This window comes from Paraperlucidibaca sp., assembly GCF_982810325.1.
The window spans coordinates 1-25,115 of the sequence record NZ_CEYEMI010000006.1 but is presented as its reverse complement, the minus strand read 5'-3'; the positions used below and the strand labels follow the sequence as shown (position 1 = coordinate 25,115).

Here is a 25,115-nt window from a genome sequence, read left to right as displayed (position 1 = left end):
TGTCTGTACTGGGTCTCGAGCCTTAGCCAGCAAGCGCGGCAACAACGGCATCGCCCATGGCTTTGGTGCCAACTCGCGTAGTGCCTTCGCTGAAAATGTCGGCAGTACGCAGACCTTGATCGAGCACGCGACCAACGGCGGCTTCGATAGCTTCAGCGGCCAGCGGTGCATTCAAGCTATAACGCAGCATCATCGCCACCGACAAAATAGTCGCTAAAGGATTGGCAATGCCTTGGCCGGCAATGTCTGGAGCCGAACCGTGGCAAGGCTCATACATGCCCTTCTTCTGCTGATCTAACGAGGCCGATGGCAGCATGCCAATCGAACCGGTGAGCATGGCGGCTTGGTCAGAGAGAATATCGCCGAACAAGTTACCGGTGACGATGACATCGAACTGTTTTGGCGCGCGCACTAGCTGCATGGCGGCGTTATCGACATACATATGCGACAAGGCGACGTCAGGATACTCGGCCGAGACCTCAGTGACCACCTGCTTCCACAATTCAGTGACTTCCAAGACGTTGGCTTTGTCGACCGAGAGCACGCGTTTATTGCGCTTTTGCGCAAGCTGGAAAGCCACATGCGCAATGCGACGAATTTCTGACTCGCTATAGATGTCGGTATTGAAGCCTTGGCGCTCACCATTTTCTAGGATGCGAATGCCTCGTGGCTGGCCGAAATAAATACCGCCAGTCAACTCACGCACGATCAGCAGATCTAGACCTGAGACGATTTCTGGCTTCAGCGATGAGGCAGCAGCTAACTGCGGATACAGCAATGCTGGGCGCAAATTAGCGAACAAATTCAGCTCAGCACGAATTTTCAGCAGGCCGCGCTCAGGGCGAATGGAGCGCTCAATCGCATCCCATTTTGGGCCGCCAACGGCACCGAGCAAGATCGCATCGGCTTTACGCGCGGCATCTAAGGTGACATCGGGCAGCGGCACGCCGTGAGCATCGATGGCGGCGCCACCTAATAGCTCATGGTTCCAGCTTAGGCCTAATGAAAACTGCTCATTGACCTGTGTTAATACTTTTTCTGCTTCAGCGACGATCTCAGGGCCGATGCCATCGCCGGCGAGTAAAACAATGTGTTGGCTCATGTTTAATTTCCTAAAAATTCTCTAAAAGTTGTGCTTAATATCAGCGCGCGAGCGCGTTGAAAACCCATGGGCGTGCGGCGCGTGCTTTGACTTCGAAGGCGCTAATAGCATCGGCATCTTGCAAGGTCAGGCCAATATCATCGAGGCCGTTGATCAAGCAGTGCTTACGGAAAGCATCGACCTCAAAACTAAAGGCCGCACCGCTGGGCGTGCGTACTTCTTGGGCGGCTAAATCGATAGTCAAGGCATAGCCTTCGCTGGCTTCGCATTCTGTAAATAGCTGGTCAAGTTCGGCTTCGCTTAACACCACGGGCAATAAGCCATTTTTGAAGCAGTTATTGAAGAAGATATCGGCAAAGCTCGATGAAATTACGGTGCGAAAACCGTACTCATCTAAGGCCCAAGGCGCGTGTTCACGCGAGCTGCCGCAACCAAAGTTTTGCCGCGCCAACAGCACTTGCGCGCCTTGGTAGCGTGCCTGATTCAACACAAACTCGGTGTTTAACGGCCGTACACTATTGTCTTGACCAGGATAGCCTTCGTCTAAATAACGCCACTCATCGAATAAGTTGACACCAAAGCCGGTGCGCTTAATCGACTTCAAAAATTGCTTTGGAATAATCTGGTCGGTATCGACATTGGCACGATCTAGCGGTGCAACCAAGCCAGTCATAGTCGTAAATTTTTGCATGCTGCTAACTCCTAAACTCGTGGTCGATTAGAACGAACGGACATCGACAAAATGGCCGGCAATCGCTGCCGCTGCCGCCATCGCGGGGCTGACCAAATGCGTACGCCCGCCATTGCCTTGGCGACCTTCAAAGTTGCGGTTCGAGGTCGAAGCGCAATGCTCGCCCGAGCCGAGTTTGTCGGCATTCATCGCCAAGCACATTGAGCAGCCGGGCTCGCGCCACTCAAAACCAGCTTCAATGAAAATCGTGTGCAGACCTTCACTTTCGGCTTGCTGCTTAACCAAACCAGAACCCGGCACCACTAAGGCTTGCTTGATGCTGCTAGCGACTTTGCGGCCTTTTGCTACTACTGCGGCGGCGCGCAAATCTTCGATGCGCGAGTTAGTGCAAGAACCAATAAACACGCGATCTAAATAAATGTCGGTGATTGCCTGACCAGCCGTTAAGCCCATGTATTCATAAGCGCGTTCAAACGAGCTGCGCTGCACGGCGTCACGGGCATCGGCGGGTGTTGGCACATTGGCGGTAATCGGCACGACCATTTCAGGGCTAGTGCCCCAGCTCACTTGTGGCGCAATGGTGCTGCCATCGATGATGACTGTGGTGTCAAAAACAGCATCATTGTCGGAGTGCAAAGTCTGCCAATAAGCCACCGCACCAGCCCATTGCTCACCAGTTGGTGCATACGGGCGACCTTCAAAATAGGCAATGGTTTTATCATCGGCGGCAACCATGCCTACGCGTGCACCGGCCTCAATCGCCATATTGCACACGGTCATGCGGCCTTCCATGCTCATGTCGCGGAAGACTTGGCCGCCAAATTCGATGGCATGGCCATTGCCGCCCGCCGTGCCAATTTTCGCGATAATGGCCAACACCACATCTTTCGGTGTCACGCCAGCGCCAAGCACGCCATCGACACGTACCAACATGTTTTTACTTTTCTTCTGAATCAAGCATTGAGTCGCTAACACATGCTCAACTTCTGAGGTACCAATGCCATGCGCCAAGCAGGCAAATGCGCCGTGAGTTGCCGTATGCGAATCGCCGCAGACCACGGTCATGCCCGGCAAAGTTAAGCCCTGCTCTGGCCCCACCACGTGCACAATGCCTTGGCGAATATCATTGATGGTGAATTCGACAACGCCGAAATCATTGCAGTTGTCATTTAGCGTTTGCACTTGAATGCGCGAGGTAACATCGGCAATCGCCGCCACGCCGCCAGCACGCTCGACACTTTCAGTCGGCACATTATGGTCAGGCGTTGCCACGTTGGCATCCAAACGCCAAGGCTTGCGGCCAGCTAACTTCAAGCCCTCAAACGCTTGCGGCGAAGTAACTTCATGCAAGAGATGGCGATCGATATAAATCAAGCTCGAGCCGTCATCTCGGCGCGTCACTTCGTGGTCTTCCCACAATTTATCGTATAAAGTTTTGCCGGCCATGATTGCCTCCTTGTCTGCGCTGCATGAGCTTTTATAGCTTCGCTGGGCGCGTTTCAGTGTCTTTACTGCTTTTAGGCCTGCCAGAATAGGCTAGCGTATGTGATAAATCCAATTTATAGTTTTCATACAAGCCATTACCAAATGGAATGCGAATGGATAGCTCTTTATGGCGCGCTTTTGTCGAAGTCGCGCGCTATGCTTCATTTTCACAAGCTGCCGATGCTCTGCATATTACGCAGCCGGCAGTGAGCAAACGCATCAGCCAGCTCGAGGCGCATCTCGACGCGCCGCTATTTGATCGGGTTGGTCGGCACATCAGCCTGACCGAAACTGGCCATGCCCTGCTGCCACGAGCACGCGACTGGCTGCACGAGTTAGACGATATGCATCGGCAAGCGCGCGATGTCGCCGCCACCGCACAAGAACCCTTGAGCGGCACTTTGCTGCTGGGCACCAGTCATCATATTGGCCTCCACCGCCTGCCGCCGACCTTGCGCGCATTTAGCCGCGCGCACCCCAAAGTCCGGCTCGATATTCGCTTTATTGACTCCGAGCAGGCTTATGAAGCAGTGCGCAGCGGCGATCTTGAGTTGGGCATCGTTACTCTGCCGCCAACGCCAGATCCTCGTCTGCATAACGAAGTTATTTGGCCAGACCCTTTAAGTGTAGTCGCAGCACCGACGCATCCGCTTGCTATCAAAGCCGCTCGCAAGGGCAGCATTGCGGCAGCAGACTTGGCTTTATATGAGGCTATTTTACCCGCCAGCAACACCTTCACGCGGCAAATAACCGAAGCCATGTTGGCGCGTGAGGGGCTGCAATTGCAGGTCAGCTTAGAAACTAATTATCTTGAAACGCTAAAGATGATGACTTCAGTTGGGCTAGGCTGGAGCGTATTGCCGACTAATTTATGTGATGCCGACGTGGTGGCAATTCCTGTGAAAAAAGTCGCACTGGCTCGAGAGCTTGGCGTGGTTTATCACCCTAAACGCGCGCTCTCACGAGCGGCGCTAGCCATGCTGACACTATTACGTGAACACGCTTCTGGAGATGACTCGCAATGAAAAACACCCGCTTTATGCAACGCGGCGGCCTTTTGCTGCGCGCCGAACACTGGGGCTCACCAACAGCGCCCTTAGTTATGCTTGTGCATGGTTTCCCCGACACGCCGCACAGTTGGTATGGCGTTGCCGAGCAACTTGTTGACGCGGGATATCAGGTTCTGATGCCGTGGCTTCGTGGTTATACCGAAGACAGCGCAAAGCGCGATGCGGCCTATGACTTAATCTCTTGCGCTGAAGACTTAGCGGCATGGTGCAATGAGCTTGGCCAGCCGCAAGCGCATTTAGTTGGTCATGATTGGGGCGCAGTTTTAGCGCAAATCGCGGCACTACACGCCACACAAGCAGACCAGCCGTTATGGCAAAGCATCAGCTTGTTAGCCATTCCGGCCTTTTATCCGCTGCTTAGAAGCACTCACGCCCTACCCAGCCTGCCAAAACAGCTCAAGCTATCGTCCTATATGGCGCATCTGCAATCTGCACAATCGTGGCGATGGGTCAGTGCAGACCATGCCGCTTGGGTAGAAAAAACCTGGCAGCGTTGGTCACCAAGTTGGTTATTCACGCCAGATGACATCGCGGAAGCACGCGCGACACTGAGCCAGCCCGACATCGCCTGGGCCGCCACTCGCTATTATCGTTCGCTATTTACACCGTGGCGGGCCAGCACTCGCCAAGTCTACGCATTGATGAGTAAGCCCATCCGCCAGCCGCTGCTTTTGCTAGCCGGCCGCGATGATGGATGCATGCACAGTGGCTTTCATGAGCGGCTCACGAAAGATCTAGTTGGAAACTCACAAAGCCATTTGCTGCCTGGCGTAGGGCATTTTCTGCAAGCTGAAAACCCACGAATGGTGGCAGATTATGTGTTGAGATTTATCACTACCCAGAAGCGATGATCAAACACCATCGGTAGCCGCCAATTTCGTCTTTTACGTATTAGAGTCCAGGCAGTTTTGCCGGTGCTTTATCAGGTTTGACGCGATAATCGATGCGCACATTGAAGGGTTTGCCCGTAGCACGATCGAGAATATTAGAGATGCCCTCATAACGCAGCAAGGACTTACTCTCTAAGCCGTAAATGACATTGAGAGGATCAACCACAAAGCGCAGCAGCGAGTCGGGCTGAATGCTTATACGAATGGCCGTCTCTCCAGCAAAATTCAACTGGCCTTTGGGTACAGCCTTAAAGCGATAAAAGTCGCGACGACCAATCACTATCAAGCTTAAGTCGATGGAATTTCCCGCCTTAAAATCGTCTAGGTTATCGACGAGTAATGCATTAAAACCAGAGTCGGCTGCTAGGTTTTTTTGGCGGGCAACTCTCTTGGTTTCTATGTCTTTATCACGCTTAGTTTTCACCGTGACAGATTTGGCGCTGATCGCGGTGATGGAGTCTTGGTAGCGGCCGCCGCCAAGCGTGAATGTTACTAGTGGGATATAGGCGTCTTTGCTGAAATCTAAGGCTTTATCGCCCATGAAGCGGCCATCAGGAGCGTAGAACTTCATCGTGCCAGATAGCCAACGATCGCCATCGTATTGGTGATTATGCACCTCGGTATAAAGGTACTCGCCTGTCTTCAAATCGGTGGCATAGCCATAATAGGACTTCGTTTCTATTGCCGATGCAGGAGTGCTCAATAAGGCACTAGCAGCAATAACTAGCGTGGCCACTACGTTAATCACGCCCATCACATATCACTCCCGACGACATGCGCAGGTATCGAGGCAGGCGCCAAGTATGAGGCGAGAAAATTAGTTGCCGCAGCGCTGCTACCACCGGTGAAAAGTGCTGCAAAAAAGTGGCCATAAAACCAGCGTGTATAGAGTGTGACTGGCACATCAGCGCGCGCTAGCGCTGCCTGCATTTGTTTAGCCTGCTGATAGCTCACCATCGTATCTAGGCGGCCATGATAGAGAAAATACGGTGGAGTCTGCGCGCTCACTTGCGTCACTGGCGAAGCTAGAGCCCAGAGTTCAGGTGCCTCATCACGCGACTTGCCGAGCAAGTCTTTCACCATATTTGAGTTCGGCCATTCGCGCAGGTCGGCCGGTATGCCGCCAGCAATGACAGCTGCTATCGGCAATGCCTGTGGCTGCATAGCCAATAACGAAGCCAAGTGTGCGCCCGCCGAATATCCCCATACGGCAATACTCGACGTATCAAGACCATGCTCAGCACCCTGCGTGGCTAGCCAGCGCACCGCCTCACTCATGTCATCTAGCTGTGCAGGAAAGCGCCATTCAGGTGCTAGTCGATACGACACTGAGACAGCGGCATAGCCCGCAGCCTGTAAATGTTCGCAAATTTCTTTTACATAGCCATCGTCACGCGCACCACTACTCCAGCCACCGCCGTGAATCACCAGGACCGTTGGCGCTAACGCTAAACTATTGGGGCGATAAATATCGGCCTGCAGATTAGCTGGCCATTGCGGCGAGCTATAACGCACAGTTTCTGGCGATGGTAACTCCTCGGCATGAAGCAATGGTGAGAGACCGCAAAGCAGCAGCGCGTGGAGCAGTACAGATCGAATCAGACACGGTAATCGCATAGTCATTACACTCATTAAATGGCCCATCTACACCCTTAGACTCCGCAAGTTGGCAAGCGTTACACAACAAGAACGACCAATGCGCTAGCGCCATCATAAAAATCGCCGTAGTCTGCGAGCGCTAAGCACGAGTGCGAGAGCCGCCTAGCGTGACTTTTAATTGGAGTGGTCATGGCCAAAAATAGCCAAGAAAAAAATAACAATAACATCAGCCCCACCGCGCATTACACCGGCTATGTCTGGGTTGCCAACGGCCTATCCCACCCCTCTTTTGCCACACTTAAAGGCCAAGCCTTATACGCCGCATTACGCGGGCCACAATGGCTTTCGCAACGCCTAAGCGGCCCCAGCATGGATAATATTTTACTGGCGCGACACACACTCATCGACCTCCAGCTAGAGCGTGCCATTAGTAGCGGCGCAATCACTCAAGTGATCGAAATTGCTAGTGGCTTATCACCTCGCGGTTGGCGCTTTGCGGAGCGTCATGGTGATGCGATTGAGTATATCGAGGCGGACTTGCCGGCCATGGCTCAGCGCAAACGCGAGCTACTAAAAAACGCTGGCCTCGAAAGCAGCAATCATCGTGTCGTTGATATAGATGCTTTTAGCGATGATTGCCCGCTAAGCTTGAACGCACTGATCAGCACCTTAGACCGCCGCAAAGGCACAGCCATCATCACCGAGGGTTTGATCAATTACTTCGATACCAACAGCGTGATTGGCCTTTGGAGCCGTATAGCCGATGCACTAGGCCATATGCAACGTGGTATTTATCTATCCGACATTCATCTAAGTAACCTCAGTAACGATCTAGCAAGCAAAGCCTTTGTGAAAATGCTGTCACGCTTTGTTCGCAGCCAGGTGCATCTGCATTTTGATGGTGAAGCGAGTGCTGAACAGGCCTTATTACTCTCTGGCTTTGGCAGCGCACATTTGCTACGCCCACGCGATTTTGCTGAGCGACTGCCTTATTGCCGCGCAAAAGGTGCTAATCAAGTACGAGTGATTGCGGCTCGAACTGGCAACTGGGGTTAGGCACTGATTGTTGGCAGTGAACGCCGTGCGCCATAGTGCAGTGCTATAAATGCCAGCACGCACAGGCCAGCAGCAACTGTAAATATCCATGGTCCGGTATCTGGCGCCCACAACATGCCGACCCACCATGAACCCAACGCCACACCTGTGCCCCACAGCATGCTGTACACCGCCTGACCTTGGCCTTGGTTGCCATCGCCAAAGTAGCGATAAATTCGCGTCATAGCAGCGGCATGGAAGGTGGCAAAACTCGCGGCGTGCAGCAGCTGCGCCAACCAAATAACCTCTACAGTATCAACAAACTGCCCTATCAATACCCAGCGCAGAGCCGCCAGCAGTAAGCTAATCAGCATCAGCCGTTGCTCGCCAACCCACGGCAAAAACTTATGCATGACGATAAAAATTGCGACTTCGGCAAACACGCCAACACCCCATAACCAACCTATGTGCGTGCGCGAGTAGCCATGCTCTTCGAGAAAAATACTGTAGAAGGTGTAATACGGCGCATGCGAAAGCTGCAGCAAGAAATGCGCAAGAAAAAAGCTCCAGACCGGCGTCTGCTTTAGTAGCTGCCAAACATTTGAATCGGCTTCGTGCCGTGTGGGTGTGGCGATGTCTGGCACAAATAAACTCGCCAACCATGTGGCTACAGCACAGGCGAGCAATGCCAGTGGCAACATTGCAACGTCATAATGATCAAACGCCAACCCTAGCCCCGTGCCGGTGACAATAAAGCCCAGCGAGCCCCAGACGCGGACTTGACTATAGCGTTCACGCTGGCGGCCCAAGTGCGCCATAGTCACTGCTTCAAACTGCGCCAAAATGGCATTTTGAAAGAAGCCATAGGCCAGTAATACCGCGGCTAATGGCCAAAACTCGCGAGCAACAAAGACGCCCAACCAGCCGATGCAAATCATGAAGGCGCCGATACGCACCAAGCGCAAACGCTGACCGGTGCTGTCGGCGATATAGCCCCAGAAATTCGGCGCAATGATGCGCGTGGCCATGACCACGGCCATTAGCTGGCCGATAGCCTCGGCGTTGAAGCCAAGGCTTTGCAGATACAAGCCCCAGTAGGGCATGAAGCCGCCGATGACGGCGAAGTAGAAGAAGTAAAACGCGCCCAGCCGAATAAACGGCGGGCGGGGACTCGAACTCACGAAGTCGTTGAGCCCAAGACTCGGCCTGGCACGACTGGCGTAGTGCATTGCACCAAAGCATTTTGCGCACGATGACGCAGCGCATGATCGAGTAAAACGATGGCCATCATGGCTTCGGCTATCGGTGTTGCACGCACACCGACACAGGGGTCGTGACGACCTTTAGTGACCACATCTATCGCCTCACCGGCCAAATTAATGCTGCGGCCTGGCGTGGTAATGCTCGAAGTAGGTTTCAAAGCAATACGCACCACCAGCTCTTGCCCAGTGGAAATACCACCCAACACACCACCGGCGTGATTACTCAAAAAGCCTTCTGGTGTGATCTCATCGCGATGCTGCTCGCCACGCTGATTGACCACAGCAAAACCATCACCGACTTCCACGCCTTTCACCGCGTTAATACTCATCATCGCGTGTGCCAAATCGGCATCGAGACGATCAAATACCGGCTCGCCCCAACCCACGGGCAGGCCTTCGGCAAACACCTCAATGGCCGCGCCAATGCTCGAACCTTCGGTGCGCATGCTCAGCACCAAGGCCTCCATCTGTGTCACGGCGTCGCGATCACCGCAGAAAAATGGATTTTCACGGACATAATTCCAGTCGCAGACCTGCGCTTTAATGTCGCCAATTTGCGAGACACGACCGCGAATACTGACGCCAAACTGCTCGCTTAAAACCTTGCGAGCAATGGCACCGGCAGCCACACGCATTGCGGTTTCACGCGCACTGGAGCGACCACCGCCACGGTAATCACGAAAACCATATTTATGCGTGTAAGTGTAGTCGGCGTGTGCGGGGCGAAAGGTGTCGGCAATATTGCCGTAGTCTTTCGAGCGCTGATCGGTGTTTTCAATCACCAGCGCAATCGGCGTGCCGGTGGTTTTCCCCTCAAATACGCCGGATAAAATACGCACCACATCGTCTTCGCGGCGCTGCGTAGAAAACGAAGATGTGCCAGGTTTACGGCGATCTAAATCGCCCTGCAAATCTGCTTCAGACAGCGTAATGCCCGGGGGCACGCCATCGACAATCGCTGTTAGTGCCGGCCCATGCGACTCACCTGCGGTCATCACGCGAAACACTTGCCCAATGCTATTGCCGGCCATTAGATGCTGCTCTCAAAAGTGGCTTGATGCTCACGGCAATCGGCCGCGGTCAAGACAAACACGCCATGCCCGCCACGGACAAAGTCGACCCAAACAAAGGGCACGTCAGGGAAGGTTTGCTGCAAGGCCCATTGCGAATTGCCCACCTCCACCACCAATACGCCGTCCTCGCTGAGGTAATCAGCCGCTTCGGCCAAAATGCGCTTGGTAATGTCTAAGCCATCAATGCCCGAGGCCAAGCCCAACTCCGGCTCGCGAGTAAACTCTAGCGGCAAATCAGCCATGTCTTCGGCATCAACATAAGGCGGGTTGCTGATAATCAGATCGTAGCGTTGGCCAGGCAATTTGTTAAACACATCAGACTCGAGTAAGCCAACGCGCTCTTGTAAGTCGTGATGCTCAACGTTGAGCGCAGCCACACTCAAGGCATCGATGGAAATATCCGTGCCATCGACCAAGGCATCAGGGAACTCCACAGCGCAAGCAATCGCGATGCAGCCAGAACCAGTGCAAAGATCTAAAATGCGCTGTGGCTCATGATCTAGCCAAGGCAAAAAGCGGCTTTCAATCAGCTCAGCAATGGGCGAGCGCGGTACGAGCACGCGCTCATCGACATAAAATGGCAGATTGGCGAAGTAAGACAGATTCAGTAAATAGGCCAAAGGCGTGCGGTCATTGACGCGGCGCTTGAGAATATCGGCAATCGCCGCTGCCTCGCTGGGCAGTACGCGTGCATCGATGATTTCGCCATCGGCGGACCACGACAAGTTCAGCGTTTGCATGACCAATGCTGTCGCCTCAGCAAAGGGATCGTCGCTGCCATGACCTAAATGCACATCGCAGCCACGAAAGCAGCTAACGCAAAAACGAATCCAGTCACGAATATTGACTAAATGTTGCTGGGCTTCAGCCAAAACCTCATCGGATAAGGTTAGTTCAGCGCTCGATTCGCTCACATGCACTCCCAGGCCATCACGTAGATAGCAGAAAAAACGGCAACCTCGTGTAGGCTGCAAAGACTTTGGATTTTATACTAGCTAGCGCCCTTAAGGGGAGACTGTCGCCGACAGACGAGGAATTAGCGTCATGAAAGACCCGTTGTTGACCACATTGAAGCGTCAACTTAAAGCCGAAACGCCAGTGCCGAAGCTGGCCAAGCCTATTGTGGCCGCCCCGCCACCTGAGTTGAGCGAAGAAGAACTGTTCACTCGAGCCATGCAGGGTGCCACGCGCATGGAAGCTCCACCGCCACCGCCTCGACCCAAGCGCCGCCCCACACCTAGCGCACAAGCCTTAATGCGGCGCGCCCAAGCCGAAGGCGAGCTTGAACGTGCCAACCAACCATTATCAGACACTGTCGCCCTACTCGCTGGTGTCGCACCCGAAGCCATCTTAGAGTTTCGGCAAAATGGCGTGCAGCCTCGCCAATTCGAGCAACTCAAGCTCGGCAAACTACCATGGCAGGCAGCGGTTGATTTACACGGCTGCACACTAGATCAAGCTCGTGAGGCAGTACTTAGCCTGCTCGATAACTGCCAAAAAGAGCAGCTGCATGTCGCCAAAATCGTTCACGGCAAAGGCCTGATTAACGGCCAAGCCGTGCTAAAAAGCGCTGTTAATGGCTGGCTCAAACAGCTGCCGCAAATACTGGCTTTTAGCTCAGCACCAGCACGCGAAGGCGGCACTGGCGCGGTGCTATTGCTGCTAAAACGCGACCGGCAAGCGCGAATTGATCCAAGACTAGACAAGCCCGAAGTGCTGTAGGCTTTACTCCCTGAGCGTTAGTCGCTAGCGTGCAGGCCTTATCAATCAAGACACGAGAATAATCATGGAAAACGCCTACGCAGATATTATCCGCGCAGTGGGTGAAGACCTGGGCCGTCCTGGCCTGCTCGACACACCAAAACGCGCCGCCAAAGCCTTTAAGTATCTGTGCAAAGGCTATAACGAAGACCTAGACACCTTGGTCAATGGTGCAGTCTTTCCGTCGGACAATGACCAAATGGTGTTGGTTAAGGACATCGAGCTGTATTCGCTCTGTGAGCACCATTTACTGCCCTTCATTGGCAAGGTTCATGTTGCCTATATTCCATCAGGCCAAGTTTTGGGGCTTTCGAAAGTAGCTCGCATCGCCGATATGTATTCGCGCCGCCTGCAAATTCAAGAAAACCTCACCAAGCAAATTGCCGACGCAATTCAGCAGGTTACTAATGCTCATGGCGTGGCAGTAACGATTGAGGCCAAGCATATGTGCATGATGATGCGTGGAGTCGAAAAGCAAAATTCAGTGATGAAAACATCCATCATGCTAGGTATGTTCCGCGATAACCCACAAACACGTAATGAGTATTTGTCACTCATTACAGGATAAAAATCGCCACCAACCATGACAGTCGTCGCTGAAAGCCTGCGAAAGGTTTACAGCGGCGGCTATCTCCCCTAGGGTAAAAAGGCAGCACCTTATTGAAATCAATAAGATAGCTACTTCCCTTGGTTTGGAGAATTTCCCGTGGAACATTTTTCATTAGCCGAGCGCCTACAAGACACCCTCAGCGGTCAAGTGCCTGCCATTATTGGCGCGCTCTTGCTTCTGCTCGTTGGCTGGATTGTCGCGCTCATGGCTGCGGCCCTATCGCGTAAAGTCTTAAGCAGTGTTGGCCTCAATACTCGCGTGCAAAGCAGCACCGGCATCGAAGCTAACTTAGAAGCCATTGTGTCTCGCATTGCGTTCTGGTTCATCTTCCTAATCGCGCTAATTGCTAGCTTCAATATACTCAGTCTGTTCAATGTCTCAGCGCCCCTGTCGAATATGCTCGGCGAGGTCATGACGTATTTGCCGCGCTTAGTGTCTGGCCTTGTGCTTTTAGTCGTGGGTTGGGTATTGGCATCGCTAGTACGCACCGGCATTACCAAGCTTCTAGACTCCACCTCTGTCGATGAGCGCTTGAGTGCTGAAGCAGGCATGCGTCCGATCAGCGAAAACATGGGCCAAGTGGCTTACTGGCTGATTTTATTGCTTTTTGTGCCACTGATCTTAGGTACATTAAACCTCGATGGTTTGATGCAGCCGGTGCAAAACCTTATCGATAGCTTGATGGCTTATCTGCCCAATATCATCGCCGCTGTTGTCATAAGCGTCGTTGGTTATGGCGTTGCCAAGATCGTTAGCGGTGTCGTCAGCAATCTATTAGGTGCCACACGCTTATCTTCTGCGGCCTCGCAAATGGGCTTAAGTGACAGCATTGACCTAGCAAAAGGCATTGGCAGCATCGTGTTTCTGGTGATCTTCGTGCCAGCATTGATCTCTGCTCTCGACGCACTCGCCATTGAAGCGATTGCAGGGCCTGCGAAAAACTTGCTAGACCAGTTGGTTTCAGCCGTACCAGGCATCATCGCAGCCGCGTTGATCATTGTGCTGACCTACTATGTCGCGCGCTTCGCCTCGGCCTTTGTTACTCGCCTAATGGCCAGTGCCGGCTTCGACACCTTGCCAGAAAAAATTGGCATGGCTAAAGCCCTAGGCTCACGTCCACTGTCAGCTGTGATCGGTCAGTTGGTGATGTTCTTCGCTATGCTCTTCGCCACCATCGAAGCCGCTAATCAGCTTGGCTTTAGCGCCGTCAGCCACTTAGTCAGCGCGTTTATCCTGTTCGGCGGCGACATTCTGCTGGGTGCGGTGATCTTGCTGGTGGGCTTCTGGCTAGCGAATGTATTGGCGCAGGTCGTTGCACAAAACAATCGCAGCGAAAGCACCTGGCTCTCCGGTCTCGTTCGCACCTTGGTTATGGGCTTAGTCATTGCCATGGGCCTACGCGCCATGGGCATTGCCGACTCCATCGTCAATCTCGCCTTTGGCCTAACGCTAGGCGCTGTGGCCGTGGCATTCGCCCTCGCCTTTGGCTTGGGTGGCCGTGAAGCCGCCGCTAAATTGCTTGATCGTTGGGTATCACGCAAGGAAGACTAAAGCCTTGCACATGGCGGCGCTGCTTGCAGTGACGCCATGAAGATGTTGTCAGTTGGCCCTGCCGTGGATATGCACTAAGGGCTAACTGGCAATATCACTCTTGCCCTAGCTAGCGCGCCAACTAGTGCACCTAAAAAGATAAGCATGAGACCGATAGCAGACGCCGGTGTTAACACCTCACCCAGTATGGCAATCGCCAATAACGTACCAGCTACTGGCACCGCAGACATCATCACCGCCACACGCACAGCACCGAGCAATTCGGTGGCCTTAGCAAAGGTCCACATCGCGCAACAGACAACAATTCCACCCTGATAAAAGCCCTGCAGCGCAATATCGCCCCAGCTTGCCTGTGATAGAGCTTTTGGCAGAAACACGGCATAAATCGGGATATACACCAGCAGCGAAAACGCCACCACGCCCAAGGTCACATCGAAGGCGCGGGTTTGCCAGTGCCGCAGCAACACCGCAAATAACGACCAACAAATGCTCGCGCCAAGAAACATCAGATCGCCAGGCAAGCTCTCCCAGCTGACGCCGCGCATCATGGCGACAAATAGCGTGGTTACACCGGAGATGATTAATGCCAAGCCCAACATGCGCTGAAAGCTTGGCTTTTCGCGCACCAGCGCCAAGGCAAATAAGGTAGTAAAAAATGGCAATGTGCCAGCGATTAGCACCGCGCCGTGATTAGCCGGTGCGTATTGGAAGCCGCCATAGGCAAACAAGGGATAGCTCACGCCTGCCAATAAGGCAAAGGTAAGTGATTGATACCACGGCAATTTGCGCTTAGAAGAGTTCAGTACGCGAGGCAACCACCACGGCATCAGGATGGCAGCGGCAAACACCGTGCGCAGTGCGGCAACATCGAATGGTGTTAGCGGACTTTGCCCGCCAACACGCGATATGACGATGAAGCCTGACCAAATGCAGATAGTTAACAGCGCGAAAATATAGCCTTTTTCAACAGGTTGCAGCGCACGCATGGACAGACCTCAAGGGGGATGAGCTTACTTAGTGCGCAATGGAACGCCCCATTCCTCCAGAACGAACAATGGCCCGATCAACAAAAACACTAAATCATCAAGAAAGCTAGGTTTGGCACCTTCAATATTGTGGCCAATAAGCTGGACAAGCCACGCCGCTATCCAAGCGATAACTGCCGTCCAAATCAGCGGCAAGGGACTGCTTTCGACCGCCATAATAACCGCGATGGAGACGCCTAAGAATACGACCATGGCCGCAACGGCACGCCATCCTAAGCGCGAATAAAACGCCGCCAACATCAATATCGAAGCCACTGTCGCGACATTGACATAAGGCGCCCAAGCAGCCTCACTGCCTAGCATCGCCATGCTTAATGGCCAACCAAAGGCCAATGAGCTGATTAAAATAACCGGCACGCAAACAAAATGAATGAGCTGATTGCGTGGATTGCGATGGGTTTTGCCATATTCGTTTAAAAATTCGTCAATACTGCGCATAAAACTCTCCCTGATTAATCCGCTTAGTTATAGGTGTGAAACTACGCTAGAAACGCATTAATAGCATCTGCAACTTGCTCAGGGCAATCATCTAAATGTAAATGATGGCCTCCGGCCAAATTCACCTGCTCAAGCTGATTAAAGTGGGAAAGTCTTGCGGCGTAACGTGGTTTATTTTTGCCCAACTGCTTAGGCAGGCCAGCATCGCCGGTGACTAATAAGCACGGCGCAGTGATGGCGTTAATACAGGCCAATACCTGCTCTTCGCTGAAGCGCATCAGCGAGTTTAAGCGTAAGCGTTTATCCGTGCGCCAACGCAATTCGCCAGACTCAAACTCGATCAAGGCGCGTTCGCATAAATCTCGTGAGGCAGATTCGCTAAGCATGCCGGTGATACCTTGGCGGCGTGCGGTCACGGCCTGCTCTACCGTGGCGATAGGCCTTCGGCTTGGGCTATAACTCATTAAGCCTTCCAATGCCGCGCGAGTATCGGTTGCGTAGTTGCTAGGGTCGGCACTGATTGGGCCGAGACCATCGATCATGATCAAGGCTTGGATGCGCTCAGGGAAAATGCCGGCCAAGAGCATGAGTAAGCCGGCACCAAGCGAATGCCCGAGTAGTATCAGCGGGCCATCATTTGGCGCGATATGCTGCATGGCGGCGTAAATGTCGTCGAGAAAATCGGCGTTGTGATAGCGCATGCCATCGGGGCGCGGATCGCTAAGGCCGTGGCCAGCAAGGTCTAGGGCATGAATGCGATGGCCTTTGAGCATAGGCGCGAGTCGATTAAATGTGCCGGCGTTGTCCATCCAGCCGTGTACTGCGAGGATGGGCACGGCTTGAATCGATGCGTCGTGCCATGTTTTCACCGCCAAGTCGCCACGGTCTAACGGTAGCGCGATGCGATAGTCGCTCATTTTGCTTGCGAGCCAGTGTTGATCGAGCGTGGCATGCTGGCATGCGTACCAGCGTGCATCGCCAAAATATGCTCACGTACACGCGCAGCCGTATGCTCAGGCTGCTCTAGCGGGAACATATGATTACCAGCGGTTATCTCTAATGGTACGCGCTGGGCTTTCGCCAACTTCGTCATTTCGCCGCTGCTTAAAAACTCACTTTCAGCGCCGGTCATCACTACGCGCGGCATATTCAGTGGCCGCCAATAACGCCAGCTATCGCTCGGTGTATTGCGGAACATTTCCACTTCACGCTTGGGATCAAATGCCAAACGCACGCCATCGCCGTCGGCGACTAGACCATGCTCCACATAGAGCTTAAAGCTTTCATCGCTAAAGGCTTTAAACAGGCCTTTAGTGCGCAATGAGTCGTGCATAGCTTGCGCGTTGGGCCACTGCGCTCGACGATTTTTGCTGCGACCAGCGGGCGTGATGCGATCGACTTGCCTAATCGCCTTCATAAACGCAACAAATACCCCGGCCAGAGGGCTAACACAGGCTGGGTCCATCAGGATCATGCCTTGAAATAACGTGGGGTCGCGATGTGCAGCAATTAATGAGCACATGCCGCCCAAGGAATGACCTACAGCAATAACCGGGCGGCCATTGGCTTGCGCGCGCACAGAGTCGGCAAGCTCATCGCCTAAACCATGCCAATTTGGCGCAATGGCATAGCGCGGATTGTGGCCAAGCTTAGGTATAGAAATAACGTCGATGTCATCGCCTAGCGCTTTAAAAAAAGCGCCGTAGCTGCCACTAGGAAAGCCATTAGCATGGCCAAAATGCACCAGCGGTCGTGTTGTGTTGCTCATGCTTGCGCTCCTGCGCGCTGCCCTGCCGCTGCTTTGAGCGACATGGGCATAATCAAAGTTAGAGTTTTTGTACGCTCAAGCCCAGCGCGGCAACCTGTTCAGCAGCAGCAACCGGCGCAATAACCGCTGTTTGTGCCAGCTCAGGCCGCAAATAGTCGCTGGCCACGCGCACAATGTCATCGCTAGTTAGTGCCAACAGTTTCTCGCGCAGCGATTGGCGATCGGCTAGCGTGCGGCCATAAAGTTGCTGATGGAAATCTTGACGCGCCTCGCCAGCAGGCGACATCGGCTTATCGAGATCAGCAAACACGCCAAGCAAGACTTCTTCCAAGGCCGATGCCGGCAGTGGCTGGCTATGCAGCCAATCTAAGCTGGCGTCGAAGTCGGCCAAGGTTTCGGTTAAGCGTGGGTCGCGATAGGAGAAGAAGCGGAAGGCACAGCTATTGCCATCGAAGCTCGCACCACCACCATAAGCACCGCCCTGCTCACGGATGGCGCGATGCAAAAAGCCATTTCGCAGAATGCCGCCCAATGCCATCAGGGCCGGAGCATCGGCGTGACCAGTCGGCACTGCCGGATAAGCCCTGGCGCAGAAATGCACCTGAGTCTGCGTGAGCCACGCCTCATTGACGCGCTCCGTTGGCACTACCCACGGCATGGTCTCGCCACCGGCAGCTGTGCGGCTTGTCCAGATGCTTTGCGCCTGCGCACTGGCCTGAGCCAGCGTTTCAGGCTCGGCAATCATCAAGAGTTGGCGCGGCATCGCCAGCACCAAGCTGTGCATGGCTGAGAGCTCAGCAGCCAGCGCCGTTAAATCATTTGCGCTATGTAATTCGCGCAAGAAACGAATGCCAAACAGGCCGCTATGGCTTTGCTGAAACGCCGCCAAAGCGCTCATGCCACGAGATGCCGCGCCCATTGCCAAAGCGTGGCCTTGACCAGTAACGCTACCTTCCCAGCGACCTTTGAGTTGAGCCAAGAGCTCGCCAATACGCGCGATTTCATCGAAGCGTTGGTTAAATAAAGTCTCGTCTAGCAACTGCTGAAATGCGCCTTGGTTATAGCTCAGAGCCTTACCGCTAACGATCAAATGCGCCTGCGCCACATTGGCCTGAGTGCGCGTGGTGCGCGCCGACAAGCTCATGCGCAAGCCGCCAGTCACGGCACTTTGGCGTTGCTGCAGCTGCTTATAGTCCTGCGTGCCAGCACCGAGCTCGGCAAATACCGAGGTATAAAGCGGCAATAATTGCGTTTGGCGCGCGCTGAAATGCGGCAGCTCGATGATCACTTGCTCGTAAAACAGACCATTAGTGCCCTGAGCGTAAGTCGTTAATGGCAGCTCGGCGTGCTTAACCGGCACTCGCTCGCCAGTCAGCGCTTTCGCCTTCGCCGGCACATCGGCCAGTGTGACTTTCGGCAAGATGTCGGTATTTGGCGTTTCTTCTTGGCGCTGCTTCAAGGCCTCGGTTTGAGTACGAATATCGGCACAATCGGCCTCACTCAAGCGGGCGCACTCAGCGGCTAATTGGCTAGCTTCAAGCGCATCGCGGCGAGTTGACAGCTCGGCATCGGGGCGCAAGGTGAGGCGCACGCGATGCGGGTTATCAAGCAATACGCGCTGCACCAGATCAGGCACAAAACGTGGGTCTTTAATGGCCTCACGCAAGCGCGCCAAGGCTGGCTCAACATCCCAGACAGCGATCGGGTCGGCATCTTGCAGCGCCGGACTTAGGCCATTGAGCAATAGTTGCAGGCCGTAGGGATAGCTATCGCCACCAATTTCGCGCTGACTGAGCTCGAACTGATGCAGCACAGCCTCAACATCGGCCAGCGGGATGCCATCGCGCGCAACCTGCTCAAGCGTTGAAAGAATCAAAGCCTCAACTGCGCCAGCGCGCTCTGGCTCGGAGCCCTCCATCCCGCACAAAAACGTCATCTCACGGCTATTGTCATCAACGCCACATAGGCCTGATGGCGCTTCGCCTAACTCGCTAGTTTCTAATGCCGCGCGCAATGGCGAGGCCGAGTTTTCCAACAACACGCCGCTTAATAAATGTGCCTCAAAGCGCGCATTGGTATCACTCGCCGAACCCAGCAACCAACCCATGACATGATGCGTTTGCGGGCCTTCATCGCTCTCAGGTGCATACGCAGCTTCAACGCTTAATGGCGCGACATAGCGCTTCTCATCGCGGCCCAAAACTGGCGTGGCAACATCATTAAAGCGCGCCAATGCTTGGTCCTGAAAGCGCGTTTGCAGGCTCAGCACCGACTCATCGCCAAAGGTCATGAACACGGCATTGGAGGGATGGTAATGGCGGCGGTGAAACGCCAGCAGATCATCGTGAGTTAAATCAGGAATATGCGCTGGGTCGCCACCGGAATTATTGTGATAAGTCGTGTTGGGGAATAGATAATGATTGAGCGTTTCGTAGAGCACGCTATGCGCCGAGCTCATTGCGCCTTTCATTTCGTTAAACACCACACCTTTATAGACCAGTGGCGCATCAGCGGCGTCGCTAGCAAATTCGCGGCGTATACCCTCTTGAGCGAAATCTAATTCGTGCAAGTGCGGGAAAAACGCTGCGTCTAAATACACGCTGAGCAAGTTATCGAAATCTTGAGTATTGGTGCTGGCGAATGGATACGCTGTCCAATCACTGGCGGTGAAGGCATTCATAAAAGTGTTGAGTGAGCGCCGAATCATCAAAAAGAATGGGTCGCGCACGGGGTATTTTTCCGAGCCGCACAAGGCCGTGTGCTCAAGAATATGCGCCACGCCGCGCGAATCTTCGGGCATGGTTTTAAACGCCACCAAAAATACGTTCTCGGGATTATCTGCGGCTAAATGCAAATGGCGCGCGCCGGTAACGCGATGGCGGTACTCCGCAAACGTGGCCTGTAAATGCGGCAACTCCACCACGCGCAAGCACTCAAAAGCAGAATGGTTGACTAACTCAGGGGATAAAGAAGAATTCAACATAGCCTCCAAAGAAACACACTACAAAGTCGTAATAAATAACTAGACAAAAAACATACAGTGACACGCCGCTTTCCATACTCTAAACGGATGAACGAGGCCTGACCGCATGGTAGCATCGACGTTTTACAATTGTCGGTACTGTACTCGATTATGGCCATCAATCCGAAAATCGGTCGCTTAAAAGCTGCCCGCGAACAAGCTAGTAGCTACGGCGAATGGCGCAAAATCTCACTCGAACTAGATGCACTAACTGGCCTAGATTTATGGAAAATTGAGACTGCATCGAGTCAGTACCACCACGAACTATTGCGCGAGCGCATGCTCACTCTGCGCCAATGCCAAGCGACGCATAATCACAAGCTGCTGATTCGTGCCTTACGCGAAGGTCTGCACCACGACCTCGGCAATATGAGTAACCCTCTCTTGTTTACGCGCACGCATGTCGGCACCAAACGCCTGATTGAAGATTTCGTCACTCAAGTTTGCGCCAGCATGGAGTATCTCTGCGACTCCGAGATCGAGCACCTCAGCAATGACGAGAAGCTCACACTGTTTGAAGACATCTTAAGCAGCTTCGGCCGCCCTGCCCTACAACTCTCTGGTGGCGCCACACTCGGCATGTTCCATATTGGTGTTTGCAAAGCGCTCGATGAACAAGGCCTATTGCCCAATGTCATCTCCGGCTCTAGTGCCGGCTCACTCGTCGCCTCCATGATCGGCACCCATACCCGCGAAGAAATGGAATCCTATTACGATGGCGATGCGCTTTATAAGCACGCCTGGAGCTGGAACAAAATTAGCGATGGCCTGCGCGGCAAAGGTTTTGCCAATCAGAAACAGCTAGAGACCTTTATTCGCCAAAATGTCGGCGAGCTGAGCTTCCAAGAAGCCTTCGAGAAAACTGGCCGTCACATCAACGTCAGCATCTCGCCAGTGGGTAGCAACCAAAAGTCACGCCTGATGAACGAGCTAACCTCGCCATACTTATTGGTTTGGAGCGCCGTGCTCGCATCCTGCGCCGTGCCAATTATGTTCCCGCCAGTGACACTGACTACGAAAACCGCTGAAGGCACACACTCGCCTTATATGCCGCTAGAACGTTGGGTCGATGGCTCAATGCGCAGTGATATGCCGCGCCGCCGCCTGATGCGCCTTTATAACGTCAACTATTTCATCGCCAGCCAAGTTAACCCGCACATCGTGCCGTTACTGGCTTCCGAGCAGCGCCACTCAGGTAAGGCGAAAATTCGCTCACTGCCACGCCGTATTTTAAAAACCCAAGCGCGCATGCTCGGTATGGGCACTTTGCAGACCATCCACGATAACTCGCGCAATGAAGCTCTACGGCAAATGCTCAGCCACGCCTACACCATGATCTCGCAGAGCTACCACGGCGACGCCACCATCGCGCCAAATGGCTACACGCGCCAGCACTACAAGCACATGCTGCAAAATCCCACAAAAGAATCCGTGGTTTGGTTCCGCCAGCAAGGCGAGCGCGCGACTTGGCCGAAGATCGATCAGATCCGCACACAGTCCGATATCAGCATCACACTCGAGCGCTGTATTGCTCATTTACGCAAACGAAAAGCCCATAATTGGCACGATGCAGAGGTTCGCGCCATCATTAGCCAAGAAAAATCACATAAATTGGTAAAATCTTGATCAGTTGAACCTAAACGGTATTGCCCTACTGACAGTGTGCCCCTAAACTACGCCCCGCTAGCACAGGCCAAGCCTTGCAAGCATGTGGGCCGTTAGCTCAGTTGGTAGAGCAGTTGGCTTTTAACCAATTGGTCCCGCGTTCGAGTCGCGGACGGCCCACCACTACACTGTTGATTTATCAACGAAAAAAAGACGCTCTGATGAGCGTCTTTTTTTGCCTGCGATTTGTGCCCTTTTTGTGCCTCTTTTTTGCCCAATCTTGTTAGCACACTAAAAATAAGCCTTTAGTAGGTGCTGGCAAGTTAACTTCTTAGCTCAGCAATAGTTGACCTTTGCGCCTTTAAGCAACCACTGCTCTCCACACTGTGAACGCAGCTGTCCGACTGCGTCGATAATGACTTGCTGTGGTTAGGTGTCTTCCAAGATTGAATAAATTAGATATTGCTGCATGGTTCGTTAGAAATAGTTGCGCCTGGTTCAGAGATTTGAACCGTCGCATTCCCCGCTCCCTGAACCGCGATGTCTTTGCTTAAGCTTACGAGCATAGCTAGGTCCGAATTTGATACACCACAATCGGATCGCCTCATAACTGACAAAGATGCCCTTCTCTGCCAGCAAGTCTTCGATATCACGGAAGCTCATGTTTAATCGATAGTAGATCCAGGCTGCATAGCTAATGATGCTGGGATGAAAACGGTGTCGTTTGTAGGTACTCATGACCAAACTATCTCAACCCACGAGTTAACTTGTCAGTACCCTTGCGCCAACCGGAAAACTATCTGACGCGCGCTCGGAATCGCAATTCGAAGAAAGGACTCAAGCCGCCGCTGGCTCCGGCCATGGTGCCCTTGGGGTTCAGGCGAATCCGATTGACCGTCGGGTCAAAGGGCGGCGTCGGCACATACGTCCAAGTGGCGCCGCCGTCGTTGGAAAACTCGACATCATCGGTGCTGCTGGCGAGCGAGGTGAAAGTGTAGGTGAGATTGCTGGTGGGGCTGCCTTGCACAAATACGATCGGTCCCGAACCCACCACCCCCAAATCACCGACGAACAGGTCGGTGTTGGCCGGTATCGGGTCGGTGATAAAGATGGTGGTGTTGTCTACCGAGCCCGCGCCGGTGTTGGTGACGCGCAGGTTGTACAGCACTTCGGCGCCTGGAATGTTTTTCGGGTTGGTCGTGCCGTTCACCGGGTCGCTGGTGACAGAGACGGTTTTCATGAAGACCAGGCTGGGCGGGTCCGTCGGTACTGCACATTGACTTCCGGTAGACTCACTTGGAACGACGCATACTAACGGGCCGGGCGTTATGCCCGAGCCATCACTCACGCAACTTGCGTCGCTGCCATTACAGCATACGGCATAAACTTTGCTCCCCGCACCAATACTAATGTAGCTCGGGGTGGGATCGTTCATGGAGATCTGCCCACCGACCGTGCTAGTAGCACCGACGGTAATGTAACCAATCTTGGTGCTGAGATTGCCACTCACCTGGGTACTGGCACCGAGGACTATATAACTGCCGGCGGTGCTGATACCGCAGCCGACTACGGCTCCAGCCCCGGTTGTGACATAGTCTGCCCCCGTGGTGCCACTGGCTGTAATCGAGCCACTGACCTGTGCGTCAGCCCCGAGTGTGACGTAACCGGCACCCAGCGTGGTAATCGAGCCGCCAACTTTTGCATTAGCCCCCAGCACGACGTAGCCAGCACTCTGTGTGGTAATCGAGCCATTGATGACTGAATCAGCCCCAATCAGCACATAGCCCGTCACGGTGCTGACATTGCCACCCACCCCAGTTTGCTGAGGCGCCGGTGCTGCTGGCGGTGGAATGGTTGCGGCCTCTATGGAGACGAAGCCCGTTTCGGTACTGACGCTGCCGCCAATCCAACTGTCCGCGCCGACGGTCACGGCGCCGGCGCCCAAGGTTTTCATATTCGCATTCACAATCGAGCCGGCACCCAGCGTGGTCGCGCCGTTTATCACCAGGGTGAGATTGGCTATATTCCCCCCTGCGTTAACGAAAACGCCGGCACCGGTACCGAATTCACCGCTGGTAGTGACTGTGGCAGGTGTCGGTGCGTCAATGGTGACCGTATCGCCAGCGGCGAGCGAGAGCACGCCGCAGTCGTAACTTCCGCCACCATTGTCGACGCAACCTGGGGGCAGGAAACCGGGGAAAGTGTATGTTACAGCCTGTGCTGGCAGCGAGAGCAGCAACAGCGTCAAAAACACGGACGAGCGCTGTTTACTGATCCAGGGCAGCGGTCCAGTCAGAGCCCATACTTTGAAGAACTTGAAAAGTCGCATGAAATGCATACCTATCGCCTGAGTAGCAACTGACCCGGGTCGCGGTCGTTGAGGTTGAAGGTGTGCTGGTCGAATTTGATTCGCAGGTTCAGGTACAGGCCCTGGGCACGGTACGCAGCGCCGATGAAGTCAGGATCGACAAAGCCGCGCTGGTTGTAACCTACCGACAGCCAGGCATTGTCGGCCAGCTTGATACCCACCGACATGCCGAGCTGGTAGTCGCACGCATCGGTCTGCAACGAGCGCAGCATGCCGGTATGTAGGCCGATGTCCAGATGTTTGCCGAGGTCGTGCCGGGCCTCGATGCCGATCAGGTCGGTAAAGCCTTTGTAGGCGCTGCCGTCGATGCTGTCTTGCACATACTTGGCGCCATACTGCAGCGCGATCTGGGTGCTGCGGCTCGGCATCCAGTTGGCGTTGAGGTTGTTGATGAGCTTGCGCGTACGCAGGCGGACCACCACTGCATCTTGCGTGGACTCTTGCACATACTCCAGCCGGTCAAGCCAGATCCATCGGGTATTCAAGGGCCGGTGCGCATAACTCAGTCGGGTGTCGAGCTTGCGGCTGTTTCTGCTGCCATTGACCAAGCTGTAAGCCAACCCGGCGGCCACGCTGCGACCTTTCTCAAGGTTGCGCTGCGCGCCTAGCAACAGGTTGGTCTTGGTGTCGGCGACGCTACCGCGCCACTCAATGCGCGCATTGCTGCTCCAGTCCTGATTTTTGTAGGCCCCGCCCAGGAAAATTGCCGTGTAGTCAGCCGTCACGATACCGGGCGCGG

22 protein-coding genes and 1 tRNA gene are annotated in these 25,115 nt (G+C 54.0%); 8 read left to right on the top strand and 15 right to left on the bottom strand.

Annotated elements, in window-relative coordinates:
• Positions 1-22: 22 nt before the first annotated feature.
• The 3 genes from leuB to leuC are packed head-to-tail and all read right to left on the bottom strand — an operon-like array spanning position 23 to position 3,239.
• Positions 23-1,102, bottom strand: coding sequence for a 3-isopropylmalate dehydrogenase (gene leuB, locus AC3DKE_RS03860; RefSeq protein WP_379069055.1), 1,080 nt, complete (start codon positions 1,100-1,102; stop codon positions 23-25).
• A 40-nt stretch (positions 1,103-1,142) separates the two neighbouring features.
• The gene (gene leuD / locus AC3DKE_RS03855) at positions 1,143-1,793 is read right to left on the bottom strand and encodes a 3-isopropylmalate dehydratase small subunit (protein ID WP_340674940.1); all 651 of its coding nucleotides are present in this window, start codon (positions 1,791-1,793) and stop codon (positions 1,143-1,145) included.
• A gap of 27 nt (positions 1,794-1,820) precedes the next feature.
• Complete coding sequence (gene leuC / locus AC3DKE_RS03850; protein ID WP_379069051.1) at positions 1,821-3,239, bottom strand: 3-isopropylmalate dehydratase large subunit; 1,419 nt, start codon at positions 3,237-3,239, stop codon at positions 1,821-1,823.
• Between the two features lie 152 nt (positions 3,240-3,391).
• On the opposite strand from leuC, the gene AC3DKE_RS03845 reads away from it, so the two are divergent.
• Positions 3,392-4,303, top strand: coding sequence for a LysR family transcriptional regulator (locus AC3DKE_RS03845; RefSeq protein ID WP_340674938.1), 912 nt, complete (start codon positions 3,392-3,394; stop codon positions 4,301-4,303).
• Positions 4,300-5,199, top strand: coding sequence for an alpha/beta fold hydrolase (locus AC3DKE_RS03840; protein WP_487990107.1), 900 nt, complete (start codon positions 4,300-4,302; stop codon positions 5,197-5,199). The genes AC3DKE_RS03845 and AC3DKE_RS03840 overlap by 4 nt, the downstream gene beginning before the upstream one ends.
• 40 nt (positions 5,200-5,239) lie before the next feature.
• On the opposite strand, the gene AC3DKE_RS03835 is transcribed toward AC3DKE_RS03840, so the two are convergent.
• A complete protein-coding gene (locus AC3DKE_RS03835) occupies positions 5,240-5,992 on the bottom strand; it encodes a hypothetical protein (protein ID WP_487990106.1) in 753 nt (250 codons plus the stop codon).
• Entirely contained in the window at positions 5,992-6,855 is an 864-nt protein-coding gene (locus tag AC3DKE_RS03830) for an alpha/beta hydrolase fold domain-containing protein (RefSeq protein WP_487990105.1), read from the bottom strand. Before AC3DKE_RS03830 ends, AC3DKE_RS03835 begins: the two co-directional genes overlap by 1 nt.
• Positions 6,856-7,026: 171 nt before the next feature.
• Here AC3DKE_RS03830 and AC3DKE_RS03825 point away from each other — a divergent pair, with 171 nt between their 5' ends.
• Positions 7,027-7,893, top strand: coding sequence for a class I SAM-dependent methyltransferase (locus tag AC3DKE_RS03825; protein ID WP_487990104.1), 867 nt, complete (start codon positions 7,027-7,029; stop codon positions 7,891-7,893).
• Here AC3DKE_RS03825 and AC3DKE_RS03820 read toward each other — a convergent pair.
• The 3 genes from AC3DKE_RS03820 to prmB are packed head-to-tail and all read right to left on the bottom strand — an operon-like array spanning position 7,890 to position 11,121.
• Positions 7,890-9,053 (bottom strand): MFS transporter, encoded by a 1,164-nt coding sequence (locus tag AC3DKE_RS03820; RefSeq protein ID WP_487990103.1) that lies wholly within the window; start codon positions 9,051-9,053, stop codon positions 7,890-7,892. The genes AC3DKE_RS03825 and AC3DKE_RS03820 overlap by 4 nt on opposite strands.
• A complete protein-coding gene (gene aroC, locus AC3DKE_RS03815; RefSeq protein WP_379069030.1) occupies positions 9,050-10,165 on the bottom strand; it encodes a chorismate synthase in 1,116 nt (371 codons plus the stop codon). Before aroC ends, AC3DKE_RS03820 begins: the two co-directional genes overlap by 4 nt.
• Complete coding sequence (prmB, locus tag AC3DKE_RS03810) at positions 10,165-11,121, bottom strand: 50S ribosomal protein L3 N(5)-glutamine methyltransferase (protein ID WP_487990102.1); 957 nt, start codon at positions 11,119-11,121, stop codon at positions 10,165-10,167. The genes aroC and prmB overlap by 1 nt, the downstream gene beginning before the upstream one ends.
• Positions 11,122-11,251: 130 nt before the next feature.
• Between prmB and AC3DKE_RS03805 the strand changes: the two genes are divergently transcribed.
• From AC3DKE_RS03805 to AC3DKE_RS03795, 3 genes are all read left to right on the top strand, one after another.
• Complete coding sequence (locus AC3DKE_RS03805) at positions 11,252-11,929, top strand: Smr/MutS family protein (protein ID WP_379069026.1); 678 nt, start codon at positions 11,252-11,254, stop codon at positions 11,927-11,929.
• Between the two features lie 58 nt (positions 11,930-11,987).
• Positions 11,988-12,536 carry a GTP cyclohydrolase I FolE gene (gene folE / locus AC3DKE_RS03800; protein WP_340674991.1) on the top strand — a complete coding sequence of 183 codons (549 nt, stop codon included), beginning with the start codon at positions 11,988-11,990 and terminating at the stop codon, positions 12,534-12,536.
• A 138-nt stretch (positions 12,537-12,674) separates the two neighbouring features.
• Complete coding sequence (locus tag AC3DKE_RS03795) at positions 12,675-14,129, top strand: mechanosensitive ion channel (RefSeq protein ID WP_340674929.1); 1,455 nt, start codon at positions 12,675-12,677, stop codon at positions 14,127-14,129.
• Between the two features lie 74 nt (positions 14,130-14,203).
• Here AC3DKE_RS03795 and AC3DKE_RS03790 read toward each other — a convergent pair whose 3' ends face one another.
• The 5 genes from AC3DKE_RS03790 to AC3DKE_RS03770 are packed head-to-tail and all read right to left on the bottom strand — an operon-like array spanning position 14,204 to position 20,364.
• The gene (locus AC3DKE_RS03790) at positions 14,204-15,115 is read right to left on the bottom strand and encodes a DMT family transporter (RefSeq protein WP_487990101.1); all 912 of its coding nucleotides are present in this window, start codon (positions 15,113-15,115) and stop codon (positions 14,204-14,206) included.
• A 24-nt stretch (positions 15,116-15,139) separates the two neighbouring features.
• Positions 15,140-15,613 carry an Mpo1 family 2-hydroxy fatty acid dioxygenase gene (locus tag AC3DKE_RS03785; protein ID WP_379069019.1) on the bottom strand — a complete coding sequence of 158 codons (474 nt, stop codon included), beginning with the start codon at positions 15,611-15,613 and terminating at the stop codon, positions 15,140-15,142.
• A 41-nt stretch (positions 15,614-15,654) separates the two neighbouring features.
• Positions 15,655-16,530 (bottom strand): alpha/beta fold hydrolase, encoded by an 876-nt coding sequence (locus AC3DKE_RS03780; protein WP_379069016.1) that lies wholly within the window; start codon positions 16,528-16,530, stop codon positions 15,655-15,657.
• A complete protein-coding gene (locus AC3DKE_RS03775) occupies positions 16,527-17,381 on the bottom strand; it encodes an alpha/beta fold hydrolase (RefSeq protein ID WP_411730173.1) in 855 nt (284 codons plus the stop codon). The genes AC3DKE_RS03780 and AC3DKE_RS03775 overlap by 4 nt, the downstream gene beginning before the upstream one ends.
• 58 nt (positions 17,382-17,439) lie before the next feature.
• Complete coding sequence (locus tag AC3DKE_RS03770) at positions 17,440-20,364, bottom strand: insulinase family protein (protein ID WP_487990100.1); 2,925 nt, start codon at positions 20,362-20,364, stop codon at positions 17,440-17,442.
• Positions 20,365-20,514: 150 nt separating this feature from the next.
• Between AC3DKE_RS03770 and AC3DKE_RS03765 the strand changes: the two genes are divergently transcribed.
• Positions 20,515-22,029 carry a DUF3336 domain-containing protein gene (locus AC3DKE_RS03765; protein WP_379069007.1) on the top strand — a complete coding sequence of 505 codons (1,515 nt, stop codon included), beginning with the start codon at positions 20,515-20,517 and terminating at the stop codon, positions 22,027-22,029.
• 86 nt (positions 22,030-22,115) lie between these two features.
• Positions 22,116-22,191: transfer RNA gene (locus tag AC3DKE_RS03760), tRNA-Lys, on the top strand.
• A gap of 613 nt (positions 22,192-22,804) precedes the next feature.
• Here the strand turns inward: AC3DKE_RS03760 and AC3DKE_RS03755 are convergent.
• Complete coding sequence (locus tag AC3DKE_RS03755; RefSeq protein ID WP_487990099.1) at positions 22,805-24,346, bottom strand: hypothetical protein; 1,542 nt, start codon at positions 24,344-24,346, stop codon at positions 22,805-22,807.
• A gap of 2 nt (positions 24,347-24,348) precedes the next feature.
• Positions 24,349-25,115, bottom strand: a 767-nt coding sequence (locus AC3DKE_RS03750; protein ID WP_487990098.1) for a hypothetical protein, incomplete at its 5' end; no start/stop codon positions are given.

What these genes read in the sequence shown, in the direction of transcription:
- AC3DKE_RS03755 (WP_487990099.1), bottom strand. Translation starts at nt 24,346, where the DNA reads ATGCATTTCATGCGACTTTTCAAGTTCTTCAAAGTATGGGCTCTGACT.
- AC3DKE_RS03765 (WP_379069007.1), top strand. Translation starts at nt 20,515, where the DNA reads ATGGCCATCAATCCGAAAATCGGTCGCTTAAAAGCTGCCCGCGAACAA.
- leuC (WP_379069051.1), bottom strand. Translation starts at nt 3,239, where the DNA reads ATGGCCGGCAAAACTTTATACGATAAATTGTGGGAAGACCACGAAGTG.
- AC3DKE_RS03780 (WP_379069016.1), bottom strand. Translation starts at nt 16,530, where the DNA reads ATGAGCGACTATCGCATCGCGCTACCGTTAGACCGTGGCGACTTGGCG.
- AC3DKE_RS03825 (WP_487990104.1), top strand. Translation starts at nt 7,027, where the DNA reads ATGGCCAAAAATAGCCAAGAAAAAAATAACAATAACATCAGCCCCACC.
- AC3DKE_RS03785 (WP_379069019.1), bottom strand. Translation starts at nt 15,613, where the DNA reads ATGCGCAGTATTGACGAATTTTTAAACGAATATGGCAAAACCCATCGC.
- AC3DKE_RS03835 (WP_487990106.1), bottom strand. Translation starts at nt 5,992, where the DNA reads ATGGGCGTGATTAACGTAGTGGCCACGCTAGTTATTGCTGCTAGTGCC.
- leuB (WP_379069055.1), bottom strand. Translation starts at nt 1,102, where the DNA reads ATGAGCCAACACATTGTTTTACTCGCCGGCGATGGCATCGGCCCTGAG.
- AC3DKE_RS03775 (WP_411730173.1), bottom strand. Translation starts at nt 17,381, where the DNA reads ATGAGCAACACAACACGACCGCTGGTGCATTTTGGCCATGCTAATGGC.
- AC3DKE_RS03845 (WP_340674938.1), top strand. Translation starts at nt 3,392, where the DNA reads ATGGATAGCTCTTTATGGCGCGCTTTTGTCGAAGTCGCGCGCTATGCT.
- aroC (WP_379069030.1), bottom strand. Translation starts at nt 10,165, where the DNA reads ATGGCCGGCAATAGCATTGGGCAAGTGTTTCGCGTGATGACCGCAGGT.
- AC3DKE_RS03830 (WP_487990105.1), bottom strand. Translation starts at nt 6,855, where the DNA reads ATGCGATTACCGTGTCTGATTCGATCTGTACTGCTCCACGCGCTGCTG.
- AC3DKE_RS03770 (WP_487990100.1), bottom strand. Translation starts at nt 20,364, where the DNA reads ATGTTGAATTCTTCTTTATCCCCTGAGTTAGTCAACCATTCTGCTTTT.
- AC3DKE_RS03790 (WP_487990101.1), bottom strand. Translation starts at nt 15,115, where the DNA reads ATGCGTGCGCTGCAACCTGTTGAAAAAGGCTATATTTTCGCGCTGTTA.
- AC3DKE_RS03840 (WP_487990107.1), top strand. Translation starts at nt 4,300, where the DNA reads ATGAAAAACACCCGCTTTATGCAACGCGGCGGCCTTTTGCTGCGCGCC.
- AC3DKE_RS03805 (WP_379069026.1), top strand. Translation starts at nt 11,252, where the DNA reads ATGAAAGACCCGTTGTTGACCACATTGAAGCGTCAACTTAAAGCCGAA.
- leuD (WP_340674940.1), bottom strand. Translation starts at nt 1,793, where the DNA reads ATGCAAAAATTTACGACTATGACTGGCTTGGTTGCACCGCTAGATCGT.